20 protein-coding genes are annotated in these 21,160 nt (G+C 73.5%); 10 read left to right on the top strand and 10 right to left on the bottom strand.

From position 1 onward, the window contains the following. Nucleotides 1-108: 108 nt before the first annotated feature. From I601_RS09085 to I601_RS09070, 4 genes are all read left to right on the top strand, one after another. Nucleotides 109-1,254, top strand: coding sequence for a sensor histidine kinase (locus I601_RS09085; RefSeq protein WP_068114636.1), 1,146 nt, complete (start codon nt 109-111; stop codon nt 1,252-1,254). Beyond that, nucleotides 1,251-1,928 (top strand): response regulator transcription factor, encoded by a 678-nt coding sequence (locus tag I601_RS09080; protein ID WP_068108498.1) that lies wholly within the window; start codon nt 1,251-1,253, stop codon nt 1,926-1,928. The genes I601_RS09085 and I601_RS09080 overlap by 4 nt, the downstream gene beginning before the upstream one ends. Nucleotides 1,929-2,089: 161 nt before the next feature. Next, a complete protein-coding gene (locus tag I601_RS09075; protein ID WP_068108496.1) occupies nt 2,090-3,169 on the top strand; it encodes a TIGR03617 family F420-dependent LLM class oxidoreductase in 1,080 nt (359 codons plus the stop codon). A 9-nt stretch (nt 3,170-3,178) separates the two neighbouring features. Continuing rightward, nucleotides 3,179-4,102, top strand: a complete 924-nt coding sequence (locus I601_RS09070; protein ID WP_068114634.1) for a DMT family transporter — start codon at nt 3,179-3,181, stop codon at nt 4,100-4,102. Nucleotides 4,103-4,108: 6 nt separating this feature from the next. Here I601_RS09070 and I601_RS09065 read toward each other — a convergent pair whose 3' ends face one another. The 4 genes from I601_RS09065 to I601_RS09050 form a co-directional block, all read right to left on the bottom strand. Then, complete coding sequence (locus tag I601_RS09065; RefSeq protein ID WP_157519997.1) at nt 4,109-5,359, bottom strand: hypothetical protein; 1,251 nt, start codon at nt 5,357-5,359, stop codon at nt 4,109-4,111. A 102-nt stretch (nt 5,360-5,461) separates the two neighbouring features. Further along, on the bottom strand, nt 5,462-6,034 hold the full coding sequence (locus I601_RS09060; protein WP_068108491.1) for a type III secretion system chaperone family protein: 573 nt from the start codon (nt 6,032-6,034) through the stop codon (nt 5,462-5,464). Next, nucleotides 6,031-7,314 carry a D-inositol-3-phosphate glycosyltransferase gene (gene mshA / locus I601_RS09055; protein ID WP_472459286.1) on the bottom strand — a complete coding sequence of 428 codons (1,284 nt, stop codon included), beginning with the start codon at nt 7,312-7,314 and terminating at the stop codon, nt 6,031-6,033. Before mshA ends, I601_RS09060 begins: the two co-directional genes overlap by 4 nt. A gap of 196 nt (nt 7,315-7,510) precedes the next feature. After that, the gene (locus I601_RS09050) at nt 7,511-7,945 is read right to left on the bottom strand and encodes a hypothetical protein (protein WP_068108484.1); all 435 of its coding nucleotides are present in this window, start codon (nt 7,943-7,945) and stop codon (nt 7,511-7,513) included. A 114-nt stretch (nt 7,946-8,059) separates the two neighbouring features. On the opposite strand from I601_RS09050, the gene I601_RS09045 reads away from it, so the two are divergent. After that, nucleotides 8,060-8,836 (top strand): SDR family oxidoreductase, encoded by a 777-nt coding sequence (locus I601_RS09045; protein WP_068114632.1) that lies wholly within the window; start codon nt 8,060-8,062, stop codon nt 8,834-8,836. A 103-nt stretch (nt 8,837-8,939) separates the two neighbouring features. Here I601_RS09045 and I601_RS09040 read toward each other — a convergent pair whose 3' ends face one another. Both I601_RS09040 and I601_RS09035 read right to left on the bottom strand, forming a co-directional pair. Beyond that, entirely contained in the window at nt 8,940-10,307 is a 1,368-nt protein-coding gene (locus I601_RS09040; protein ID WP_068108481.1) for a protealysin inhibitor emfourin, read from the bottom strand. 68 nt (nt 10,308-10,375) lie between these two features. Then, nucleotides 10,376-10,846, bottom strand: a complete 471-nt coding sequence (locus tag I601_RS09035; RefSeq protein WP_068108476.1) for a PPOX class F420-dependent oxidoreductase — start codon at nt 10,844-10,846, stop codon at nt 10,376-10,378. A 74-nt stretch (nt 10,847-10,920) separates the two neighbouring features. Here I601_RS09035 and I601_RS09030 point away from each other — a divergent pair, with 74 nt between their 5' ends. The 3 genes from I601_RS09030 (at nt 10,921) to typA (ending at nt 14,554) form a co-directional block, all read left to right on the top strand. After that, nucleotides 10,921-11,622 carry an SDR family NAD(P)-dependent oxidoreductase gene (locus tag I601_RS09030; protein WP_068108474.1) on the top strand — a complete coding sequence of 234 codons (702 nt, stop codon included), beginning with the start codon at nt 10,921-10,923 and terminating at the stop codon, nt 11,620-11,622. Continuing rightward, nucleotides 11,619-12,428, top strand: coding sequence for a heliorhodopsin HeR (heR, locus tag I601_RS09025; protein ID WP_068108470.1), 810 nt, complete (start codon nt 11,619-11,621; stop codon nt 12,426-12,428). The genes I601_RS09030 and heR overlap by 4 nt, the downstream gene beginning before the upstream one ends. A gap of 227 nt (nt 12,429-12,655) precedes the next feature. Further along, nucleotides 12,656-14,554 carry a translational GTPase TypA gene (gene typA, locus I601_RS09020; RefSeq protein WP_068108467.1) on the top strand — a complete coding sequence of 633 codons (1,899 nt, stop codon included), beginning with the start codon at nt 12,656-12,658 and terminating at the stop codon, nt 14,552-14,554. Between the two features lie 207 nt (nt 14,555-14,761). On the opposite strand, the gene I601_RS09015 is transcribed toward typA, so the two are convergent. Next, nucleotides 14,762-16,210: a hypothetical protein gene (locus I601_RS09015; RefSeq protein ID WP_157519995.1), complete on the bottom strand. Its 1,449-nt coding sequence runs from the start codon at nt 16,208-16,210 to the stop codon at nt 14,762-14,764. A gap of 751 nt (nt 16,211-16,961) precedes the next feature. On the opposite strand from I601_RS09015, the gene I601_RS21360 reads away from it, so the two are divergent. Both I601_RS21360 and I601_RS09010 read left to right on the top strand, forming a co-directional pair. Next, nucleotides 16,962-17,321 carry a hypothetical protein gene (locus I601_RS21360; RefSeq protein ID WP_169834683.1) on the top strand — a complete coding sequence of 120 codons (360 nt, stop codon included), beginning with the start codon at nt 16,962-16,964 and terminating at the stop codon, nt 17,319-17,321. Next, the gene (locus I601_RS09010; protein WP_169834682.1) at nt 17,318-18,058 is read left to right on the top strand and encodes a tyrosine-protein phosphatase; all 741 of its coding nucleotides are present in this window, start codon (nt 17,318-17,320) and stop codon (nt 18,056-18,058) included. The genes I601_RS21360 and I601_RS09010 overlap by 4 nt, the downstream gene beginning before the upstream one ends. Here I601_RS09010 and I601_RS09005 read toward each other — a convergent pair. The 3 genes from I601_RS09005 to ddaH form a co-directional block, all read right to left on the bottom strand. Beyond that, a complete protein-coding gene (locus tag I601_RS09005; RefSeq protein ID WP_068108463.1) occupies nt 18,055-19,038 on the bottom strand; it encodes a hypothetical protein in 984 nt (327 codons plus the stop codon). The two genes, I601_RS09010 and I601_RS09005, sit on opposite strands and share 4 nt — an antisense overlap. An 81-nt stretch (nt 19,039-19,119) precedes the next feature. Next, entirely contained in the window at nt 19,120-20,304 is a 1,185-nt protein-coding gene (locus I601_RS09000) for a Glu/Leu/Phe/Val family dehydrogenase (protein ID WP_068108460.1), read from the bottom strand. A gap of 67 nt (nt 20,305-20,371) precedes the next feature. Beyond that, the gene (gene ddaH, locus I601_RS08995; RefSeq protein ID WP_068114625.1) at nt 20,372-21,154 is read right to left on the bottom strand and encodes a dimethylargininase; all 783 of its coding nucleotides are present in this window, start codon (nt 21,152-21,154) and stop codon (nt 20,372-20,374) included. Nucleotides 21,155-21,160: the final 6 nt, after the last annotated feature.

Here is a 21,160-nt window from a genome sequence, read left to right as displayed (position 1 = left end):
GCAATGCGGGTGACGAGGTGGCGGTAGGCGGTGAACGGGGGGTGAACGCTGTGCGGCGGAAGCCGTCCCGGGCGTCGGGTGCGGCGGCTGCTGCGTACGATCCAGACCGTGGACCCGACGCTGCAGGCATTCGTGGCCGCCGTCGTGGGCGCGGTCGTCGCCGGCGGCGGCGTGATCGCCTGGCACATCAGCGACCGGCAGCAGCACCGCGAGCCCACCGCCCCCGAACCGGTGCTCCCGTACGGCGTCGCGACGGTGCTCTCGACCCTGCGCAGCTCGGCGGTCGTGGTCGACGGGGCCGACGTCGTGCTCAAGGCCAGCGCGCCGGCGTACGCACTCGGGTTGGTGAGGGGCTCCCGCCTGGCCTCCGAGGCCCTGGCCGAGCAGGTCAGCATGGTGCGTCGTGACGGGCAGATCCGCGAGAGCGAGATCTCGATGACGCGCGCCGGTGCGCCGGTGCGCCACGTCACCGCCCGCGTCGCGCCCCTCGGCTCGCGCCTGGTGCTGGCGCTCGTCGAGGACCGGACCCGTGAGCGCCGCGTCGAGGAGGTGCGACGCGACTTCGTGGCCAACGTGTCGCACGAGCTGAAGACCCCCGTCGGTGCCATCCGGCTGCTGTCGGAGGCGATGCTCGAGGCCGCGGACGACCCGGAGGCGGTCAAGCGGTTCGCGCACCGGATGGGCACCGAGAGCGACCGCCTCTCCAAGCTCGTCCAGCAGATCATCGAGCTGTCGCGACTGCAGGCCGACGACCCGCTCGACGCCGCGGTCCCGGTGCACCTCGACGACGCGATCCGTTCGGCCGTCGACGCCAGCGTGATCGACGCGGGGGCCAAGCGGATCGCGGTGACCGTGGGCGGCCAGGACGACCTGCAGGTCTTCGGCAACGAGAAGCAGGTGACCGCCGCAGTGGCGAACCTGGTCTCCAACGCCGTCTCCTACTCCGACCCGGGCTCCACCGTGCTGGTCTCCACCCGCGTCGTGGACACCTCGGTCGAGATCTCGGTGGTCGACCAGGGCATCGGCATCCCCGCCGGCGAGCTCGACCGCATCTTCGAGCGCTTCTACCGCGTCGACCCCGCCCGCCACCGCTCCACCGGCGGCACCGGGCTCGGCCTGTCCATCGTCAAGCACGTCGCCGCCACCCACGGCGGGGAGGTCCGGGTCTGGTCGGAGCCGGGACACGGCTCCACCTTCACCCTGACGCTGCCCCAGCACTTCGGGTCCGAGAGGAAACAGGAGGACAGCCCGTGACACGGGTACTCGTCGTCGAGGACGAAGAGAGCTACAGCGACCCGCTCGCCTACATGCTGCGCAAGGAGGGCTTCGAGGTCGCCATCGCCGCCGACGGCAACGCCGCGCTGGCGGAGTTCGAGCGCAACGGCGCCGACATCGTGCTGCTCGACCTGATGCTGCCCGGCATCCCCGGCACCGAGGTCTGCCGCACCATCCGCCAGACCTCGAACGTCCCGGTGATCATGGTCAGCGCCAAGGACGACGAGGTCGACAAGGTGGTCGGGCTCGAGCTGGGCGCCGACGACTACGTGACCAAGCCCTACTCGCCGCGCGAGCTGGTCGCGCGCATCCGGGCGGTGCTGCGCCGCGGCGCCGAGCCCGAGGCCGCGCCCGCGACGCTCGAGGCGGGGCCGGTCCGGATGGACGTCGAGCGGCACGTGGTGACCGTCGACGGCGAGGAGCAGCGGCTGCCGCTCAAGGAGTTCGAGCTGCTCGAGATGTTCCTGCGCAACCCCGGCCGGGTGCTGACCCGCGGCCAGCTCATCGACCGGGTCTGGGGCTCCGACTACGTCGGGGACACCAAGACCCTCGACGTGCACGTGAAGCGGCTGCGGGCCAAGCTCGAGCCCGACCCGGGCGAGCCGAAGTACCTCGTCACCGTGCGCGGGCTGGGCTACAAGCTCGACCTCTGAGCCCCCGCCTGCGGATTCCCCGGGGACCCGGGGAATCCGTAGGCGTTGGGGTGGTGCAACACCCGAACGCCTACGGATTCACCCCAACGCCTGCCCCGCTCGGCTCCCGACGGGTGGGAGCGGGGCCACGGGGCCCGGGGCGGGTGAGCAGGATGGCCCGCATGGAGATCGTCGCGTCGCTGCCCCAGGACACCGCGCTGCGCGACGTGGGCGCGACGGTGCGCCGGATCGAGGCGCTGGGCGTGGACACCGTGCACGTGCCGGAGACGGTCCACGACTCGCTGCAGGTCGCGCTGCTGGCCGTCGAGCACAGCGACCGGCTGACGGTGCGCACCAGCATGACGCTGGCCTTCCCGCGCAGCCCGATGACGACGGCGTACGCCGCCTGGGACCTGGCGCGCTTCTCCGGCGGGCGCTTCCAGCTCGGGCTGGCCACCCAGGTCCGCGGCAACATCGTGGGCCGGTTCTCGATGCCGTGGGGCGACCCGGCCGGGCGGCTGGCCGACTACGTGGGCGCCCTGCGCGCCATCTTCGCGGCGTTCCAGGCCGGCGGCCCGCTGCTGCACGAGGGCCCGTACTACCGCTTCGACCGGCTCCAGCCCTACTTCAACCCCGGACCGCTCGACGTCGCGGCGCCGCAGATCTACACCGGCGGGGTCAACCGGCGCACCTGCGAGGCAGCCGGTGCGGCCTCCGACGGCTTCGTCACCCACGCCACCAACTCCCACCCCACCTACCTGCGCGAGCGGGTGCTGCCGGCGCTGGCGGCCGGGGCCGAGCAGGCCGGGCGCACCGACGGCGGGCCGCGGGTGGTCATCGTGTCGAAGGCGATCACCGCCCCCGACGAGGAGCGCCTCGTCGCGGCGCGCGAGGAGGCGCGTCGCGAGATGGCGTTCCTGTGGTCGACCCCGGCCTACCGGCCGACCCTGGAGCTCCTCGGCCACGGCGACCTGCCCGACCGGCTCGGTGCGCTCGTGCGCGCGGAGCGCTGGGACGACCTGGGCGCGGTGCTGTCCGAGGAGGTGCTGGACGACCTGGTGCCTCAGGGCACCTACGACCGCCTGCCCGCCGTGCTCGGCCGGTGGTACGCCGGCCTGGCCGACGGGCTCGCCGTCGGGCTGCCGGCCGCGGCCGACCGCGACGACGAGCTGGCCGCGCTGGTGCAGCGCTGCCGCGCCATCCCGGCCCGTGGCTCGGCCGACCTGCCGGCCCGTGCGGTCGATGGGGGCAGCGACTCCTAGTCTGTGCCGGTGACGCACCTCGCCGCCCCGGCCCGCCCCCGACCCGCGACCTGGTTGCCGCCGGCGGCGGTGGCCACCACGCTCGTGCTCTGGGCCTCCGCCTTCGTGGCGATCCGGCACCTGGGCGCCGACTTCTCCGCGGGGCCGCTGTCCCTGGGCCGCCTCCTCGTCGGGGCGCTGTGCCTGGCTGTGGTGGCGCTCTCGCGGGGGCTGCCGCACCCGACCCGGCGCGAGTGGGTGTCCCTGGTCGCGATCGGGCTGCTGTGGTTCGGCGTCTACAACGTCGCGCTCAACGAGGGCGAGCAGCGCATCGACGCCGGCACCGCCGCGATGCTGATCCAGCTCTCCCCCGTCCTGGTCGCGCTGCTCGCGGTGGCGTTCCTCGACGAGCGGTTCACCGCCTACCTCGCCATCGGCCTGGCGCTGGCCTTCGGCGGCGTGGCCCTGATCGGGCTGTCGACCTCGGAGAGCCAGGGCCAGGACCTGCTCGGTGTCTTCCTGGTCCTGCTGTCGGCGGTCGTCTACGCCATCAGCCTGATCCTGCAGAAGCCGCTGGTGGCGCGCCTGGCCGCCGTGCACGTCACCTGGCTGGCCTGCACGATCGGCGCGGTGGCGTGCCTGCCGTTCCTGCCCACCCTCGTCGACGAGGTCCGGGCCGCGCCGACGTCGTCGGTGCTGTGGGTGGTCTACCTCGGCGTCTTCCCCACCGCGATCGCCTTCACCACCTACGCCTACGCCCTGACCCACATGGACGCCAGCCGGCTCGCGGTCACCACCTACCTCGTCCCGCCGATCACCATCGGCCTGGGCTGGGCGCTGCTCGGCGAGACCCCGCCCGGCGTCGCGTACGTCGGCGGCGCGCTCGCCCTCATCGGCGTCGCGGTCGCGCGGCGCAAGCCGCGGCGGATGGTGCACCCGCCGGCTCCGGCCTGACCTGCCCTACCCCGGCGGGTCGAGGTCGATGTGCCACTGCCCGTCCTGGCGGATCACCCGGCCGCCCACGATCCCCGCGGCTGAGGGGGCAGCAGCCTCCTGGGGGCGCTGCTGCACGCGCCGCGCCCACACGACGTACAGGTCCTCGACGACGACGGCGCGCCGGCCGTCGACCCGCAGCGAGACCCGGACCTTGCGCGGCGCCAGTCGCTCGAGCGTGTGCCGGATGCGTCCGGGGCGCTGGTCGGCGGCGGCGAGCTCGTGGTGCGAACCCGCCCGCCGCAGCCTCGCACCGGGCGGCACCCAGACGACCTCGGAGAGCTCCGCGACCGCGGTGCCCCGCGAACCGCGGCACACGATCGCCACCACGTCGGAGTCGGCGCGCGTCGCGCACGCCCCGTGCGGCTCGCGGGTGGCCTGCACGGCGGGCACGGTGCGCACCGTGCGCTGGGTGAGCGTGCGCCGCGCCAGCTCGGTGCGGCCGATGACCGCGACGGAGCGCTGGGTGACCGGATCGGTGGCCACCGCGGCGAGCAGGTAGCGCCCCGGTGCCAGCGACGCCTCGCGGCGGCGTGAGGTCAGGGTGCCGTCCCAGGTCCAGCGGTGCGGTCCGGCCGCCAGCTGCGCGTTCTCCTCGCGTACGACGCGGCCGTGGGCGAGGTCGTAGACGAGCAGGTCGACGTCGGTGTCGGCCGACAGCTCGAAGGAGAGCTCGGCGTCGTCGGCGAACCCGTCGCGGACCGTGGGGTAGAAGACCGGGCTGACCCGGGGCTGGGCGAAGCCGACCGCCCTCCACGCCGAGAAGCCCACCTGGTCCTCCTGGTGGGTGAGCGGGTCGTCGAGGGAGGCCCGGGCCGTGCAGTCGGCCGCGGGCTCCCCGACCGGTGCCACGGCGACCTCGACGGTGCCGGGCTCGGTGGGGAAGGTGGTCTGGTGGTGGTAGCCGGTGGAGGGGCAGTCGAGCGTCAACGTGCCCTCCCGCAGGACCGGGTCGAGGGCCTCGCCCACCGGCTCGGAGATCGGGTCGGGGATCGGGTCCGGGATCGGGTCCGGGATCGGCTCGGGGAGCGGCCCGTCGGGGACCTCGACGAGGACCGGACCGGCCCAGCCGGTCGCGACGCGCTGATCCGCCGACGGGGTCAGGATCCGTACCCCGGTCGGCTCGGTGGGCGTCTCTCCCGCAGCCCCCACCGCGGGAGAGACGCTCAGGAGGAGCACGGCCAGTACGAGCCGGGACGTCGTGCTGCTCGCGCTCACCTGCATCCCCCCTGCCGACGCACCGAGTGGCGTCGAGGGTGTTGATGCTGCTCCACCGACCGGCGTCGGGTCATACCCCATCTGGGGTAAAGGTCGAAGAGGTCAGTCCTCGCCGCGCTCGGTCACCGGCTCGGCGGCCGGCGTCCCACCGGCCTCCAGCCAGCCGCGGAACGCCTCGAGGTTGCGGGTCGACTCCCCCCGCAGCCGGCGCCACTCCCACTCCTTGCGGATCGAGGAGGCGAAACCCAGCTCGAGGATCGCGTTGAACGACTCGTCGGCGTAGGTGAGCACCGAGCCGAGGAGCCGGTCGAGCTCGGCCTCGTCGATGCTGGCCAGCGGCAGCCGGGCGTCGAGGTAGATGTCACCGGTGCGGTCGACGGCGAACGCGACGGCGTACAGGCGCAGGTTCTTCTCCAGCAGCCAGCGCCACACGCGCTCGTGGTTCTCGTCGGGGTTGCGGCACACGAAGGCGTGCACGCCCAGGGCGTGGCCGCCGACGTCGAGGCGGACCGGGGTCTGCAGCTTCTTCTCACCGGGCAGCGAGAACGAGAACAGGCCCGGGCTGGGCTCGTCGGCCTCGATCTCGTTGGTGGTCAGCCAGGCGCGGACCACGTCGGTGGCGCGCCGCTGCGCCGCGCTGGTCGCGCCGTTCAGGTCGGACGGGGTCTCGCTCACGCCAGCACCTCCTGCTTCATCAAGGAACGCGCGCGCTCGTAGCCGGCGAGCATCGCCTGCGCGGTCGCCTCCCACGAGAAGCCGCTCGCCTGGAGCAGCGCGCCGGCGCGCAGCCGGCGGGCCAGGTCGGGGTCGCTGAGCACCTGGTCGAGCGCGTCGGCCCAGGCACCGGCCTCGTGGCCGTCCACGAGCAGTCCGCTGTGGCCGTGACTGACGACCGTGGTCAGCCCGCCGACGGCCGCGGCCACCACGGGGGTGCCGGCGGCCTGCGCCTCGGCGGCGACCAGGCCGAAGGACTCGTTGTAGGACGGCACGGCCACCAGCGTGGCGGCGGCGTACCAGCGGGCCAGGTCGTCCTGCGCGACCGGCGGCACGAACCGGACCACGCCGTCGAGGCCGAGCTCGTCGGCGAGGGTGGCGAGCGCGTCGGGGTGCTCGAGGCCGCTGCCGGAGGGGCCGCCGACGACGGGCACGACCAGGCGCTCGCGCAGCCCGGGGCGGCGGCGCAGCAGCTCGGCGACCGCGCGCAGGAGCACGTCGGGGCCCTTGAGCGGCTGGATGCGGCCGGCGAAGAGCAGCACGTCGGCGTCCAGCGGCAGCCCGAGCTCGCGGCGTACGACGTCGCGCTCGAGGGGGCGGAACCGCGTCAGGTCCACCCCGGGGTGCACGACCTCGACGCGGCCGGCGTCGGCGTCGTAGAGGTTGATGAGCTGCTTGGCCTCGAGGTCGGTGTTGGCGATCAGGAGGTCGGCGGCCTGGACGACCTGCTCCTCGCCGATCACGCGGGCGGCGGGTTCGGGGGTGTCGCCCTCGGCGAGCGCCTCGTTCTTGACCTTGGCCATCGTGTGCATCGAGTGCACCAACGGCACGCCCCACCGGTCGCGGGCCAGCGCGCCGACCTGGCCGGAGAGCCAGTAGTGGCTGTGCACGGCGTCGTAGTGGCCCGCCGGCTGGGCGGCCTCGGTGCGCAGCACCTCACGGGCGAAGACGCACAGCTGGCCGGGCAGCTCGGCCTTGGTGAGCCCCTCGAACGGGCCGGCGTGGATGTGGCGCACCGTCACCCCGTCGTGGGCCTCGACGACCGGCTCGAGCCGCGAGCTGGTGGCACGGGTGAAGATGTCGACCTCGGTGCCCTGGGCGGCCAGGCGCCGCGCGAGCTCGATGACGTAGACGTTCATCCCGCCCGCATCGCCCGTGCCCGGCTGGTCGAGGGGACTGGTGTGGAGGCTGATCATCGCGAGCCGCCGCAGGGGTCGAGCGTTCCGGTGCTGGCTGCTCACGCGCGCCTCCATCCGTGTCTGACTGGTCCACGTCGCTCAACCGCCGTCGCGGCCGGTTGATTCCCGGGCGCGGGTCGGGGTCGCCTCGGCTGGCCGGGAGTTTCATCGGCCGGCCGATGAAACTCCCGGGTGGACGCTGAAGCTTCATCGGCCCGGCGCCAGGTTCAGCGGCCGGCCGATGGAACATTGCCAGACTTCAGCCCGCGTGCGCCCCACCCGTACGTCGCCGCCCCGGGGCGGGCCGACCCGCGCCCCGACCCGCGTCCGGCTCGGCGGGCCGGTCGCCCCGCCCGCGCAGCGCGCGGCCCACGACCACCGCGCCCAGTGCGGCGAGCACCGCGCCGGCGATGCCGTCGACGCGCTCGGAGCCGCCGGTGCCGACGACCCCGCCGACGACGGTCAGCAGCGCCCAGCCCAGCACCGCCAGGCACACACCGACCACCACGCGCAGCGGCGTCGCGCCCCGGTCGACCAGCCCGGCTCCCACCGCGACCGCGGCGAGCACGAGCAGCACGGCTCCCGGCCACCAGGCGAACCCGCCGACGCCGATCCAGGCGAGCACCCACAGCAGACCGCCGACCAGCGCCGCCAGTGCCCCGGCGACGGCGGCGGACGTCGTACTCCTGTCCACAGCGGACCTCCCTCTCGGCGCGCCCGGTCATCCGTCCTGGCGCGCCCCGCCCCCCATGCTCGCAGGCCGCACCGACGGCCACCACCCCACCGGCCGTGGGCCACAATGGCGCCCATGAGCACCCCCCGCCCCCTCGCCGTCGTGACCGGAGCCAGCAGCGGGATCGGGGCCGCGACCGCGCGCCGCCTGAGCACCGAGGGCTTCCACGTGGTGTGCGCCGCCCGCCGCGCCGACCGGGTCGAGGCGCTGGCCGCCGACATCGACGGCACCGCGGTCGTCTGCGACGTCACCGACGCCGACTCCGTGGCCGCCCTGGCCGAGCGGGTCGCCGAGCTGGGCGCCGAGACCGGGCAGACCGGCCTCGCGGTGCTGGTCAACAACGCCGGGGGCGCGTTCGGCTCCGCCCCGGTCGCCCGGGCCGACGCCGACCAGTGGCGCGCGATGTACGAGGTCAACGTGATCGGGCTGATGCAGGTCACCCGGGCGCTGCTGCCCGCGCTGGTCGCCTCCGGCGCCGGCGTGATCTGCAACGTCGGCTCGACCGCGGGCCGGATCGCCTACGAGGGCGGCGCCGGCTACACCGCCGCCAAGCACGGCACCCAGGTCGTCACCGAGACGCTGCGCCTGGAGCTCTTCGACCAGCCGGTCCGGGTCTGTGAGGTCGCGCCGGGCATGGTCCGCACCGACGAGTTCGCGCTGGTCCGCTTCGACGGCGACCAGGCGGCGGCCGACGCGGTCTACGCCGGGGTCGCCGAGCCGCTGGTCGCCGAGGACGTCGCCGACGCGATCGCCTACGTCGTGACCCGCCCGCCGCACGTCAACATCGACGAGCTGGTCCTGCGCCCCCGTGCCCAGGCCGCGCAGCACAAGGTGCACCGCGTCCACGACTGACCCCGCCCCGACGAGCAGTCACTTTCGCACCCTCGAGAAGTCACTTCTGCACCCCGTCGAGGTGCAGAAGTGACTGCTCGGTGGTGCAGAAGTGACTGCTCGTCTACCGGTGGCCCAGGTCCAGCACCAGCTCGACGAGGCGCTCGAGGTCGGCGGTGAGGGCCTGCTCCCCCACCTGGGCGCACTCGCCGCACACGTCGAGGTCGTAGACGTAGCGGTCCGGCTGCGGCTCCGGGGACCGCGCGGCCGCCTGCGCCAGGTCCACCCGGCCGGCGATCCCGCGCAGCTCGGGCACCCGGGGGTCGTCGGAGGCCAGGTCCACGTCGGCCTCGGCGCTCAACCCCGCGAACCCACCCGTACGCCGCACCCGCACCACGCCCGTGGCCGGCCCCCCACCCGAGGACGACCCCGCCCCGGCGCCGGCGTCCACCCCGCCCGCGGGGTCGGTCGCCCCGGGGCGCACCCCGACCTCGGCCCAGGCGGCGCCCACGGCGTCGGCGTGCGGGCCGGCGGCCGCGATCGTGGCGGCGGCGAACCCGGCGAAGTCGGTGCGCGGGCCCACCTGCCCGCCGGTCAGCGCGGCGTACCAGATCCGGCCGGCGCCCTCCCACGACGTGCCGCCCGGCCCGGGGTCGGCGACGCCGACGGCGACCGCGGCGAGGTGGAAGGCGCGGTTGGGGATGCCGGAGTTGAGGTGCACCCCACCGTGGTCGTCGGTGGTGACCACGAGGTCGTCGAGGTGCGCGGGCTGGGGGTCGCGGCCCAGCCGCGGGTCGTCGTAGGCGGTGCCGGGGTGCGCCATGTCCCGCAGGCCGCGGGCGTTGATGCCGGGCCGGAAGAGTCCCTGACCGACCAGCCAGTCGGCCTCGTCGGGGCGCTGGCCCAGCAGCCGCTGCTTGACGCAGGCCGCGACGACGTCGGAGACGTGCTCGTTCAGCGCGCCGGGCTGGTCGGCGTAGACGAGACCGGCGGTGTGCTCGGTCAGCGCGTGCGCGAGCTCGTGGCCCAGCACGTCGACGGGCTTGGTGAACCGGTCGAAGACCACGCCGTCGCCGTCGCCGAAGACCAGCTGGGTGCCGTCCCAGAACGCGTTGGCGTAGTCGCGGCCGTAGTGCACGCTCAGGCTCACCGGGCTGCCGGCGCCGTCGTAGGAGTCGCGGCCCCAGACCTCGGCCAGCAGCGCCAGCGAGGCGACGATGCCGGTCGCGGCCTCGTCGACCGCCGGGTCGCCGGAGTCGGGATCGCCCGCCCTGCGGACCGGGTCGCCGGGCAGGGTGCGACCCGAGTGCGCGTCGTGCACCGTCCACGCGGGGGCGCCCGGAGTCGCGATCAGGGTCGCGGCCGGGGCCGGGCCGGCGAGGCGCGCGGACCGCAGCGACTCGTCGACCGCGAGGGTGTCGGCGTACCCGAGGGCGCGCTGCAGGTAGGGCGGGACGAAGCAGTGACGATGGGAGGGCCGATGCCGAGTCATCGACCCAGGTAACACCCGCGCACCGACGTTGCGGAACCCCTCAGGGGACTCCGACGCCCACACAGGCCTCAGGCGGGGGCGCGCCCCGGCGGGAACCCGCCGGTGGCCACCGGACCCCACGAGACGGGGGTGATCCGCAGCAGCGACTTGCCCTGCGTGCGCATCGCGGCGCGGTACTCGTCCCAGTCGGGGTGCTCGCCGGCGATGCAGCGGAAGTACTCCACCAGCGCGTCCTCGGCCTCCGGCGAGGGCATGTCGAGCACCTCGGCGGTGCCGTCGACCTGCACGTAGGGCCCGTTCCAGTCGTCGGAGTGCACCAGGACCGTCGCCTCGGGAGTGCGGCGCAGGTTGACCGCCTTCGCGCGCTGCGGGTACGTCGACACCACGATCCGCCCGTCCGCGTCGACCCCGCCGCTCACGGGCGAGACCTGCGGGCGGCCGTCGGCGCGCAGGGTCATCAACGTCATCCGGTGGCGCGGCCGGACGAACTCCAGGAGCCCGTCGAGGTCGACTCGGTCGGTGGTCGCGATCGTGGCCATCCCTCGACGATAGCCACGCTCCGCACACCCGCAGGGGTCCTGCCCCGTCGGGCGGCGGGACCTAGGTTCGAGAGATGAAGATCGAGGGAGCACGGGTGCTGGTGGCGGGAGCGACGGGCGTGCTGGGGCGGGCGGTCGCCGCGGGGCTGCACGAGCGCGGTGCCCGCGTGGTCGCCGCCGGACGCGACGCCGCGCGGCTCGCGGAGGTGGCCGGGGCGCTGGGCACGTCGGGGCGGCACCTCGACGTGGTCGACGTCGACTCGTGCGGGGACGCCGTGCGGGGCGCGGTCGAGGAGCTGGGCGGGCTCGACCTGCTGGTCGTCGCCACCGGGGCGGCCGGCTTCGGCCGGGCCACCGAGCTCGACGAGGCCGTGGCGGAGGAGCTGTTCGCGGTCAACACCCTCGGCCCGATGGCGCTGGTGCGCGCGGCGGCGCCGTACCTCGCCGAGGCGCGCGACGGGGAAGGCACCGCGGCGGTGCTCAGCGCGGTGCTGGCCGACCTGCCGACCGCCGGGATGGCCGACTACTCCGCTGCCAAGGCCGCGCTGGCCACGTGGTTGCAGGTGCTGCGCCGCGAGGAGCGCCGCTCGTTCCGGGTGCTCGACGTGCGTCCGCCGCACCTCGACACCGGCCTCGAGACCCGGGCGCTGGCCGGCTCGGCGCCACGACTACCGGCATCCATGCCCCACGAGCAGGTCATCTCCGCCATCCTGGACGCAGTCGGTGGCGACGCCACCGAGATCGTGATGGACGGCAAGGAGATGGTGCTCCGATGACGCACGCCAGCAACACCACCGAGGCAGGCAGCCACACCGGTCGAGCGGTCGCCAGCGGGGTGGACGAGACGTCACTCGCCTCGCTGCGCACCTGGAACATCGGGCTGGCGGTGCTGCACGGGCTGCAGGCGATCGCCGTGCTGGTGCTGGCCACCGACTTCGCGATCGGCGTCACCTCGACCTTCCCCGCGGGCCCCCCGGGCAGCGAGCCGCCGAGCCCCGAGGTGCTCTTCGACGTCCGCATCGGGTGGGCGATCGCGGCCTTCCTGGTCCTCGCCGCCGTCGACCACCTGCTGACCGGCACCCTGCTGAAGAAGCGCTACGACCAGGGCCTGCGCGAGGGCATCAACCGGTTCCGCTGGGTCGAGTACTCGCTCAGCGCGACGCTGATGATCGTGCTGATCGCCTTCTACAACGGCATCACCGGCATCGACGCGCTGATCGCGATCATCGGCGCCAACGTCTCGATGATCCTCTTCGGGTGGATCCAGGAGGTCATGAACCCGCCGGGGCGCGAGCGCACCACCATGCTGCCCTTCTGGTTCGGCACCCTCGCCGGCCTGGCCCCCTGGGTCGCGATCGTCGTCAACACCACCGGCGCCGACACGGTGCCCGGCTTCGTCTACGGCATCGTGGTGTCGCTGTTCGTCTTCTTCATGAGCTTCGGCGTCAACCAGTGGCTGCAGTACAAGGGCATCGGGCCGTGGCGCTCCTACGCCTTCGGCGAGAAGGCGTACCTGGTGCTCAGCCTGGTCGCCAAGAGCCTCCTGGCCTGGCAGATCTTCGGCGGCTCGCTGGCCGGCTGACGCCCTCCTGACACGTGTGCATGAGTCCCCGGTCGACCGGGGACTCATGCACTTAGTGGGTGTTGCAACACCTGACAAGTACCGGAGTCCCCGGCTGGCCGGGGACTCATGCAGGGACTCGGGCAGGGTCCGGGCGGCGGCCCGAATCGGCGTACGACGGCCCGCGCCGATAAGATTGCCGAGGCCGGAACCGGCCGTTCGTCAATCGAAAGCGACGCCGCTCCCGCATGTCTGGACAGAAGACCCGCACCGACCTCCGCAACGTCGCCATCGTGGCGCACGTCGACCACGGCAAGACCACGCTCGTCGACGCGATGCTCCGGCAGGGTGGTGCGTTCACCGAGCACCAGGCCGAGGGCGTCGCCGAACGCGTCATGGACTCCGGTGACCTCGAGCGCGAGAAGGGCATCACCATCCTCGCGAAGAACACCGCCATCCACTACGCGGGTCCCTCCGCGGGCGGCGAGCCGATGGTCATCAACATCATCGACACCCCCGGGCACGCCGACTTCGGTGGCGAGGTCGAGCGCGGCCTGTCCATGGTCGACGGCATCGTGCTGCTGGTCGACGCCTCCGAGGGGCCGCTGCCGCAGACCCGGTTCGTGCTGCGCAAGGCGCTCAACGCCGACATGCCGGTGATCCTGGTCGTGAACAAGACCGACCGTGGCGACGCCCGCATCGCCGAGGTGGTCGACGAGACCTACGAGCTCTTCATGGACCTCCTCGACGACACCCACAGCCAGGCCGCCCTCGACTTCCCGGTCGTCTACGCCTCGGGCCGCGCCGGTGTCGCCGGGCTCGACCAGCCCGCCAACGGCGAGCTGCCCGACTCCCCGGACCTCGAGCCGCTGTTCAAGACGATCCTGGACACGATCCCCGCGCCGACGTACACCGAGGGCGCGCCGCTGCAGGCGCACGTCACCAACCTCGACTCCTCGCCGTTCCTCGGTCGGCTCGCGCTGGTGCGCGTGCACGAGGGCGTGCTGAAGAAGGGTCAGACCGTCGCCTGGATGAAGCGCGACGGCGAGACCAAGAAGGTCCGCATCACCGAGCTGCTGGTCACCGAGGGCCTCGAGCGCCAGCCCGGCGAGTCCGCCGGCCCCGGTGACATCGTCGCGATCGCGGGCATCCCCGACATCACCATCGGCGAGACCCTCGCCGACGCGGAGAACCCGGTGGCGCTGCCGCTCATCCACGTCGACGAGCCGGCCATCTCGATGACCATCGGCACCAACACCTCGCCCCTCGTGGGCCGGGTCAAGGGCTCCAAGGTCACCGCGCGCCTGGTCAAGGACCGCCTCGACGCCGAGCTCATCGGCAACGTGAGCCTGCGGGTCCTGCCGACCGAGCGTCCCGACGCCTGGGAGGTGCAGGGCCGAGGCGAGCTGGCCCTGGCGATCCTGGTCGAGCAGATGCGCCGCGAGGGCTTCGAGCTCACCGTCGGCAAGCCGCAGGTGGTCACCAAGGAGATCGACGGCAAGAAGCACGAGCCCGTCGAGCGCCTGACCATCGACGCGCCCGAGGAGTACCTCGGCACGATCACCGAGCTGCTGGCCTCCCGCAAGGGCCGCATGGAGGGGATGACCAACCACGGCACCGGCTGGGTGCGCATGGAGTTCCTGGTCCCGGCGCGCGGCCTGATCGGCTTCCGCACCGAGTTCCTCACCGACACCCGCGGCACCGGTATCGCGCACCACATCTCCGAGGGCTACGAGCCGTGGGCCGGCGAGATCCGCTCGCGCAACAACGGCTCGCTCGTCGCGGACCGCAAGGGCGTCACCACCGCCTACGCGATGACGTCGCTGCAGGAGCGTGGCGTGATGTTCCTCGAGCCGGCCGTCGAGGTCTACGAGGGCATGATCGTCGGCGAGAACTCCCGCGCCGACGACATGGACGTCAACATCACCAAGGAGAAGCAGCAGACCAACATCCGGTCCGCCACCTCCGACAACTTCGAGAAGCTGATCCCGGCGAAGAAGCTGTCGCTGGAGCAGTGCCTGGAGTTCTGCCGCGACGACGAGTGCGTCGAGGTCACCGCCGACCAGGTCCGCATCCGCAAGGTCGTCCTGGACGCCAACGCGCGCGCCAAGACCGCCTCGCAGGCCCGCAAGGCCAACAAGAGCTGATCCGCTCGCCGGGCTCCTCGGGGCCCGTCGTAGCCAGAAGGACCGAACGACGCGTCCCGGACCTCCTCCCCGCGTGGGAGTGGTGGTCCGGGGCGCGTTCGGTCCTTCCGGCTACGAACGGCGGGCGCCACCCTGCAGCAACCGCCGCGCGACGTCCCCGTGCCACGCCGGACGATCAGCCGCGTTCAGCAGCGTGCCCGACGCACGTCACTGAGCTCCGCCCTGCGAGCGGGTGACGCGTCCGGAGACTCCCGACAGGAACAGGCCGAACAACGTCCAAGAGACGAGCTTGAGCGTCCACAGGCTCAGTGCCAACCAGAAGACCGATGACTGCCAGGCGTCGTACTGGCCGGTGCCGACGGGTGACAGCGTGATGTCGAGTCCGTACAGGAACCACCACAACCCGGGCGCCTCATCGGTGGTGGGCTCGAACGCCCCGGCGCTCTGTCCTGCCGCAGTGACCGCCCACGTGGCGACGAGACATGCCAGGAGCAACCAGATCGCGCGGAACGACGAGTAGCCGTGACCGATGGTCGCCCAGGTGATGCGCCGCCCAGCCTCGGAGAGGGTTGCGCGCAGCCTGCTCATCCGTCCGGAGCCGAGCCGGTGACCTGCTGCCACCGCCCGCTTGTGCTTGTCGGCCGCCAGGATCCGCACACCGCGGGCCTCCCACTCCCGACCCTCGGCATCAAGCGAGGCAGCCAGGACGTGCCACGGCTGCTGCCAGAAGACCGTCCTGGTCCCCTGAGGCATCCATCCCAGCAGACCGGCACCCCCACCCCCTGCAGCTGAACCGAGCCGGAGCGGCGGCACCTGCAGCTGTGCCGACGGCACTCCTCGCCCGACGAAGACGGGTCGGTTGCGGAGTCGTTCCACCTGCCAGCTGTTGATGGTCGGATCGAGACGCATCGATGCCGGCTCCCCGCCCTCCCGAGTGGCGACGTGAAGGGTCCCGATGATCGCGCCGTCGAGGTTCGCCACCCCGTCGTGACGTCGCAACGGCAGCTCCAGGCTCCTGACGTTGCTGTCGCGAAGATCGAGCGACACCGTGGTGCGACCACTCACCCCGGGTTCGAGGCCGAGATCCTGGAGCTGGGCTCCGATGAGACGCAACGAGCCACGTAGCCGGACGCGTCGCGCTTCGCTGTCCTGGGGCCGTTGCGGGTCATCGGGGCGCTCGGCTGCCTCGGCGAGCTCTCCGATGACCACCGCGGCCTCGGTGTCCCTGAGCCTCGAGAACACGTCCGGGCGCCCGGTTGCCTGGACGCGGCGATGAAGTGACACGTAGTCGATCTCGACCTCCGGGTCCGACTGGTCAAGGAGCTCGAGCATCTGGCTCACCTGGTGTGCCAAGGCCCGTGCTTGCGTCACGTGCGCGTTCCATCCGGTCTCGCCCACCAGCGCCGGGCCGAACGACGCGAGACCGAGCACCGAGGCCTGAGCCAGGTGGATGACCCCGAACTCACCCTCGAGCTCGACGTCGCCACCGAAAGCAGCTCGCTCGGCACGCAGCACGTCGATCTTGGACACGTTGTCCGGGCCGTTGTCGTAGCCGATGCCCACCGAGACCCGGATGTCGGCGCCACTCAGGTCGAGGCAACCCGTCTTCGCGAAAGCCAGGTTGTTGTTGGCGCTGTCGCTGTCGGGCCCGCGCACGAGGCACGACTCGAGTGAGACGTGTGCGGCCTCGGTGAGGTACCAGGACATGAAGGACCCGACCGACACCTGGCGGGCATCGATGTGTCCTCGCCCAGCGTCGATGCTGCAGTCGATCACGTCGAGACGACCACCGATGCTCGCCTGACTCAGGTCGAGGGTGGTCCACGAGCTGTGCGAGGCCGCGAAGTCTCCAGTCACGGTGAGCCGACAGGCGTCGAGCTCCTGACCCGCGCAGTGCTCGAACGACAGATGGGCCGCACTCGTGTCGACCAGGCGCACCGCCCCGTCGAAGGTGCAGTGCTCGAAGTGGAGAGGTGGCAGCGCCTGGAAGCCGGACAGGTCCAAGTCACCCTCGATCTCCGTCGACCTCAACGTGAGTCCGCTGGGATCGACGGACATGGCCTCATCGCCCCGCAGGACCTGCTGCAGAGCACTGCGCAGATCCGCGGCTCGGAGCGGCTGCCGGCCGTCGCCCTCCGGCGGCCCCAGCTCGGCTCCATGGCGCAGGGCCTGCACCAGGACCGCTGTCGTCACGTCCACCACGATGTCTCCCTCTCTCGGCCCGACGCTCAGGAGCGTCCTGGGGCTGGCGAACTGTCTCAGACGCGAGAGCTCGCCGTCCGGAGGACTCAGAAACACCGGCCCCCTGGGTTCCCCGGCACCCGGCGCGTTCGGTCCTTCCGGCTACGACGCCTCGGAGCACGAACGCGTGGGTAAAGACCCGGCCCGCCTCGGGCACGATGGGTCCATGGAACAGTCCTTCTTCCTCGAAGCCGTCCTGCCGCTCATCATCGAGACCGTGGTCGCGGTCGGTGTGCTCGTGGTCGGCCTGATCGCCCTGCGCACCGGTGAGCGCTGGGCGTGGTTCGTCGTCGCCGCCGGCGCCCTGTGGGGGTTGGTGCAGCTGGTGTACCTGGCCGAGTACGTGCTGATGGAGACGTCGAGCACGAGCTTCGCCTACGTCCTCTACGAGCACCACCTGCTCACCCCGCTGCGCTACCTGCGCCTGGTCGGGCTCGCGCTCCTGGTGCCGGCTGTGGCCGGCGCCACCGCGGCCCACACCCGGCGCGCCGCGGGCTGGGGCGACCGGGCACCATCGGAGGTGTGAGCACCCCGCCTGTTGCGCCCGACCTGCTGAACCTGCGCGACGTCGCGGGCCTGCGCACGACCGACGGCCGCACGGTGCGCCCCGGGGTGCTGCTGCGCTGCGCGACGCCGGCCTTCGTCGACGACGCGCAGGTCGAGCGGCTGGTCCAGGACCTGGGCGTGCAGACCCGGGTCGACCTGCGCACCCAGCAGGAGGCCGACGAGGCCACCAGCAGCGCCTTCGACGCGGTGGCCGTGGAGCACCTGGAGGTGCACGCCGGCGGCCGGTCGTGGGACTTCCAGTCGGCGCACCAGGCCGACTGGGTGGCCGGGCACTACCTGCGCTTCACCGAGCACTCCCCCGACGCGCTGGTCGCGTTCGCCCGCCTCGTGGGCGACCCCGCGCGCACCGCGGTGCTCGCGCACTGCACCGCCGGCAAGGACCGCACCGGCACCGCGGTCGCGCTGACGCTGGCCGCCGTGGGCGTGCGCGAGGACGACCTGAGCGCCGACTACGCCCGCACCGAGCAGGCGATGCCGCTCCTGCGCGAGCAGTTCCGGCGGCTGCCGTCGTACCAGGCGCGGCTCGAGGAGCTGCCCGCCGAGGCGTTCGGCTCCCCGCCCGAGGTGATGCGGCGCTTCCTGCGCCTGGTCGAGCAGACGTACGGCGGCGCGCGAGCCTACCTGCGCGCGCACGGGCTCAGCGACGACGAGCTGGTGACCCTCGAGGCACAGCTGCTGGGCCCGACCCCGGACTAGCCCCCCAGCAGGTCCTCGCGCCGCGCCACCAGCACCGCCTCGCGCGACTCGGCCTGCAGCAGCCGGTCCACGAGCCGGCGCCGCACCTCGCCCACGGCCCCGCGCGCCTCGGCGACCCGCCCGGCCGCCTCGCTGATCCGCTCGCGCACCGCCCAGTCGCTGAAGATGTTGTCGAACCAGACGTCGAAGGCGCGCACCAGGTCGGTGATCTCGACGCCGCCGACCGGCTCCATCCCGACGTCGGCGAGCTCGACCCCGAGGTCGGAGAGCGCGTCGTCGGCGGCACGCATCAGGCCCTGCGCCTGGTCCATCCGGTCGTACTTGACCATGTCGGTGAGCAGGCCGCCGTCGAAGAACGTGTCGGCGGTCGACCAGCCCCGCGCCGAGCTCAGCAGCCGGTCGGCCTGGCCCAGCGCGTCGAGGGCGGTGTCGGTCGCGACCAAGGCCCCGCGCAGCTCGGTCGTCCCGGAGCGCAGGACGCCCAGGTCGGCGGCCACCTGCTCCAGCTCCGCGGCCTCGGGCGCCCCGGTGCGGGCCAGCCACGCCTCCTTCGCGTCGAGCGCGGCCCGGCGCCGGCCCGCCACGTCCCCCAGCCCGTCGTACGCCGACCGCAGCGAGGTGCAGGCGTCCCGGGCCCGGTCGCGGCGCAGCTGGGCCACGGCGACGGCGTACTCGGCCTGCTGCTGCTCGGCGCGCTCGCGGTCGAGGTCGGACTCGCGGCTGCCGCGCAGCCCGGCCCAGATGCGGGTGGGGCTGAAGGACTCCAGGCGCGCGACGTCGGCGGCCTCGTCGGCGAGCCGGGCCCGGGCCGCGGCGACCTGGGCCTCGGCGTCGGCGAGCTCGGCGTCGGCGGCGGCCAGCCGGGTGCCCAGCCGGGCGTGCTCGGCCGCGGCCTGGGCAGCCGCCTCGAGCTCGGCCTGGACGCGTGCGCCGGTCGGCTCAGCGGGTGCGGACGGAGGGGCGGAGTCGGGCTGGCTCACCCGCCCACCCTAGGAGACCCGGTCGGCGCCGTCGGCGCTGTCCACCCGGGCCCGGCGGGCGCTGCCCCTCCGCCCGGCTGCTCAGCCGGTGATCCCGACCCGCTCGGTCACCGCGGCGGTGTGCCGGGCGGCCAGCTCGAGCGCGCAGGAGCGCAGGGAGGTCCCGGTGGCGGTGCTGTCGGCGAAGACGGTCGCGACCAGGCGCGCCATCACGGCGTCGATCTTGGCGTACGACGACTCCTCGGTCGGGGCCACGTCGCCGAAGACGACCCACCACCACCACGCGTTGGTCATCACGTTGGCCAGGAAGTCGGGCACCACGGGGACGCCCCGCTCCCCCAGCAGCCGCTCGGCCTCGGGCAGCGTCGGCATGTTCGCGCCCTCGACGACCACGCGGGCCGTGATGCGGTCCACGTCGTCGGGCCCGATCACGTAGGACATCGCGGCCGGGACCAGCAGGTCGCAGGGCACGTCCAGCCAGGCGTCCCGGTCGCCGAGCCGCACGCCTGCGCCGAGTCGCGAGCGGTCGATGACACCGGCGCCGTCGCGGGCGGCGAGCAGCGCCTCCACGTCGAGCCCGGCGTCGTCGCGGATGAGGCCCTCGCGGTCGGCGACGGCGACCACGCGCACCCCCTGCTCGACCAGGTAGCGCGCGGCGGCGCCGCCGATCGAGCCGAAGCCCTGGACGACCGCGGTCGACTCCCCCGGCTCCAGCCCGAGGTGCCGGGCGGCCCCGGTGGCGGCCCGAGCGACGCCGTACCCGCCGACGAGGTCGCCGAGCGAGATGCCGCCGACGTGCACCGCGAAGGCCTCGGCGAGGCGCTGCCGCGCCGCCGGGACGTCGTCGATGGTGGCGAAGACCGCCTCGACGGTGGAGGCCATGCCCAGGTCGGCGGCGACCTTGTCGATCGTCTCCTGACGCAGGCCGAAGTCCTCGCCGGTGGTCCACTGCTCGCGCACCACCGGGCGGACCGCGGCCAGGAACCGGGTCAGCACGGCCACGGCCTCGGGGTCGGCGGGGTCGACGTCGATGCCGCCCTTGCCGCCACCCAGGGGGACGTAGCGGTCCTGCGGGTCGTAGACCACCGCCTCCTTGCGGGTCATGCCCTGGGCGAGGCCGCGGACCTCCTCGAGGGTGCAGCCCTTGCGCAGCCGCAGGCCACCGCTGGCCAGGCCGCGCACCAGGGTGTCGATGACGACGAACCCCTTCGTGCCGGTGACCGGGTCGGTCCAGGTGATCTCGAGCAGCGAGCTGGAGTCCTTCATGCTGCGCCTCCTTCGGCGGTCAGATCGTGCAGGACGGCCTGCGGGGTGGCAGGCACGGGGAGGTGGTTCAGGCGGCTCGGGGTCGGACCAGGACGCTGAGGCAAGTCACGCAGCCCTCGAGCTTCTCGAGCTCCCCGATGTCGACGACCACGGGTGTGAAGCCGAGGTCGGCGAGCCGGTCGGCGGTGCGCGGTGCGGAGGCGCTGATCAGCAGCTGCTGGTCGTCGAGAGGGACGACGTGGCAGCCGGCCTCCTCGAGCACCGGTCGGGTGGTCGGGAAGACCCCGGCCTCGAGCAGCTCGGGCAGGGCCAGGATGGTGCCGTCGGGCAGCGCGGTGACCGCCGACTTCAGGTGCAGCACCGCCTCGAGGCGCACCGGCACGACCGTGCGGCCCATCGGGGCCACGATCGCCCGCAGCTGGCGGACGCCCTCGGCGTCGGTGCGGCCGCCGCGGCCGACGTACACGCGGTCGCCGACCTGGAGGACGTCGCCGCCGTCGAGCGTCCCGGGCGCCTCGAGGCGTCGTACGTCGAGGCCGAGCTCGCGCACGGCCTTCTCGACGCCGGCGACCTCGTCGCGCCGGGCCGGCGCACCGGGCCGGGTCAGGACCGCGGTGCGGTCGACGACCACCACGGTGTCCTCGACGAAGACGGCGTCCGGGCAGCCGGGTGCGGGGTCGACCTCGTGGACCGTCCAGCCGGCGTCGGCCAGCGCGGCGCGGTAGCCCGCGTGCTGCTCCAGGGCCCGCTCGACGTCGACGGGGACGCGGGCGACGTGGGTCACGATGCCCTCGACCAGGTCGGCCGTGGGCCGCCGGACCAGCGCGGTGCCGCGCTCACCCGGGTGCACCGCCGC

The organism is Nocardioides dokdonensis FR1436 (assembly GCF_001653335.1).
In the GTDB taxonomy this organism is placed as follows: domain Bacteria; phylum Actinomycetota; class Actinomycetes; order Propionibacteriales; family Nocardioidaceae; genus Nocardioides; species Nocardioides dokdonensis.
The sequence above is the reverse complement of the archived record's forward strand: the minus strand, read 5'-3'. Positions and strand labels throughout refer to the sequence as shown.

What these genes read in the sequence shown, in the direction of transcription:
- I601_RS09075 (WP_068108496.1), top strand. Translation starts at nt 2,090, where the DNA reads ATGGAGATCGTCGCGTCGCTGCCCCAGGACACCGCGCTGCGCGACGTG.
- I601_RS09045 (WP_068114632.1), top strand. Translation starts at nt 8,060, where the DNA reads ATGAGCACCCCCCGCCCCCTCGCCGTCGTGACCGGAGCCAGCAGCGGG.
- I601_RS09040 (WP_068108481.1), bottom strand. Translation starts at nt 10,307, where the DNA reads ATGACTCGGCATCGGCCCTCCCATCGTCACTGCTTCGTCCCGCCCTAC.
- I601_RS09035 (WP_068108476.1), bottom strand. Translation starts at nt 10,846, where the DNA reads ATGGCCACGATCGCGACCACCGACCGAGTCGACCTCGACGGGCTCCTG.
- I601_RS09030 (WP_068108474.1), top strand. Translation starts at nt 10,921, where the DNA reads ATGAAGATCGAGGGAGCACGGGTGCTGGTGGCGGGAGCGACGGGCGTG.
- heR (WP_068108470.1), top strand. Translation starts at nt 11,619, where the DNA reads ATGACGCACGCCAGCAACACCACCGAGGCAGGCAGCCACACCGGTCGA.
- typA (WP_068108467.1), top strand. Translation starts at nt 12,656, where the DNA reads ATGTCTGGACAGAAGACCCGCACCGACCTCCGCAACGTCGCCATCGTG.
- I601_RS21360 (WP_169834683.1), top strand. Translation starts at nt 16,962, where the DNA reads ATGGAACAGTCCTTCTTCCTCGAAGCCGTCCTGCCGCTCATCATCGAG.
- I601_RS09000 (WP_068108460.1), bottom strand. Translation starts at nt 20,304, where the DNA reads ATGAAGGACTCCAGCTCGCTGCTCGAGATCACCTGGACCGACCCGGTC.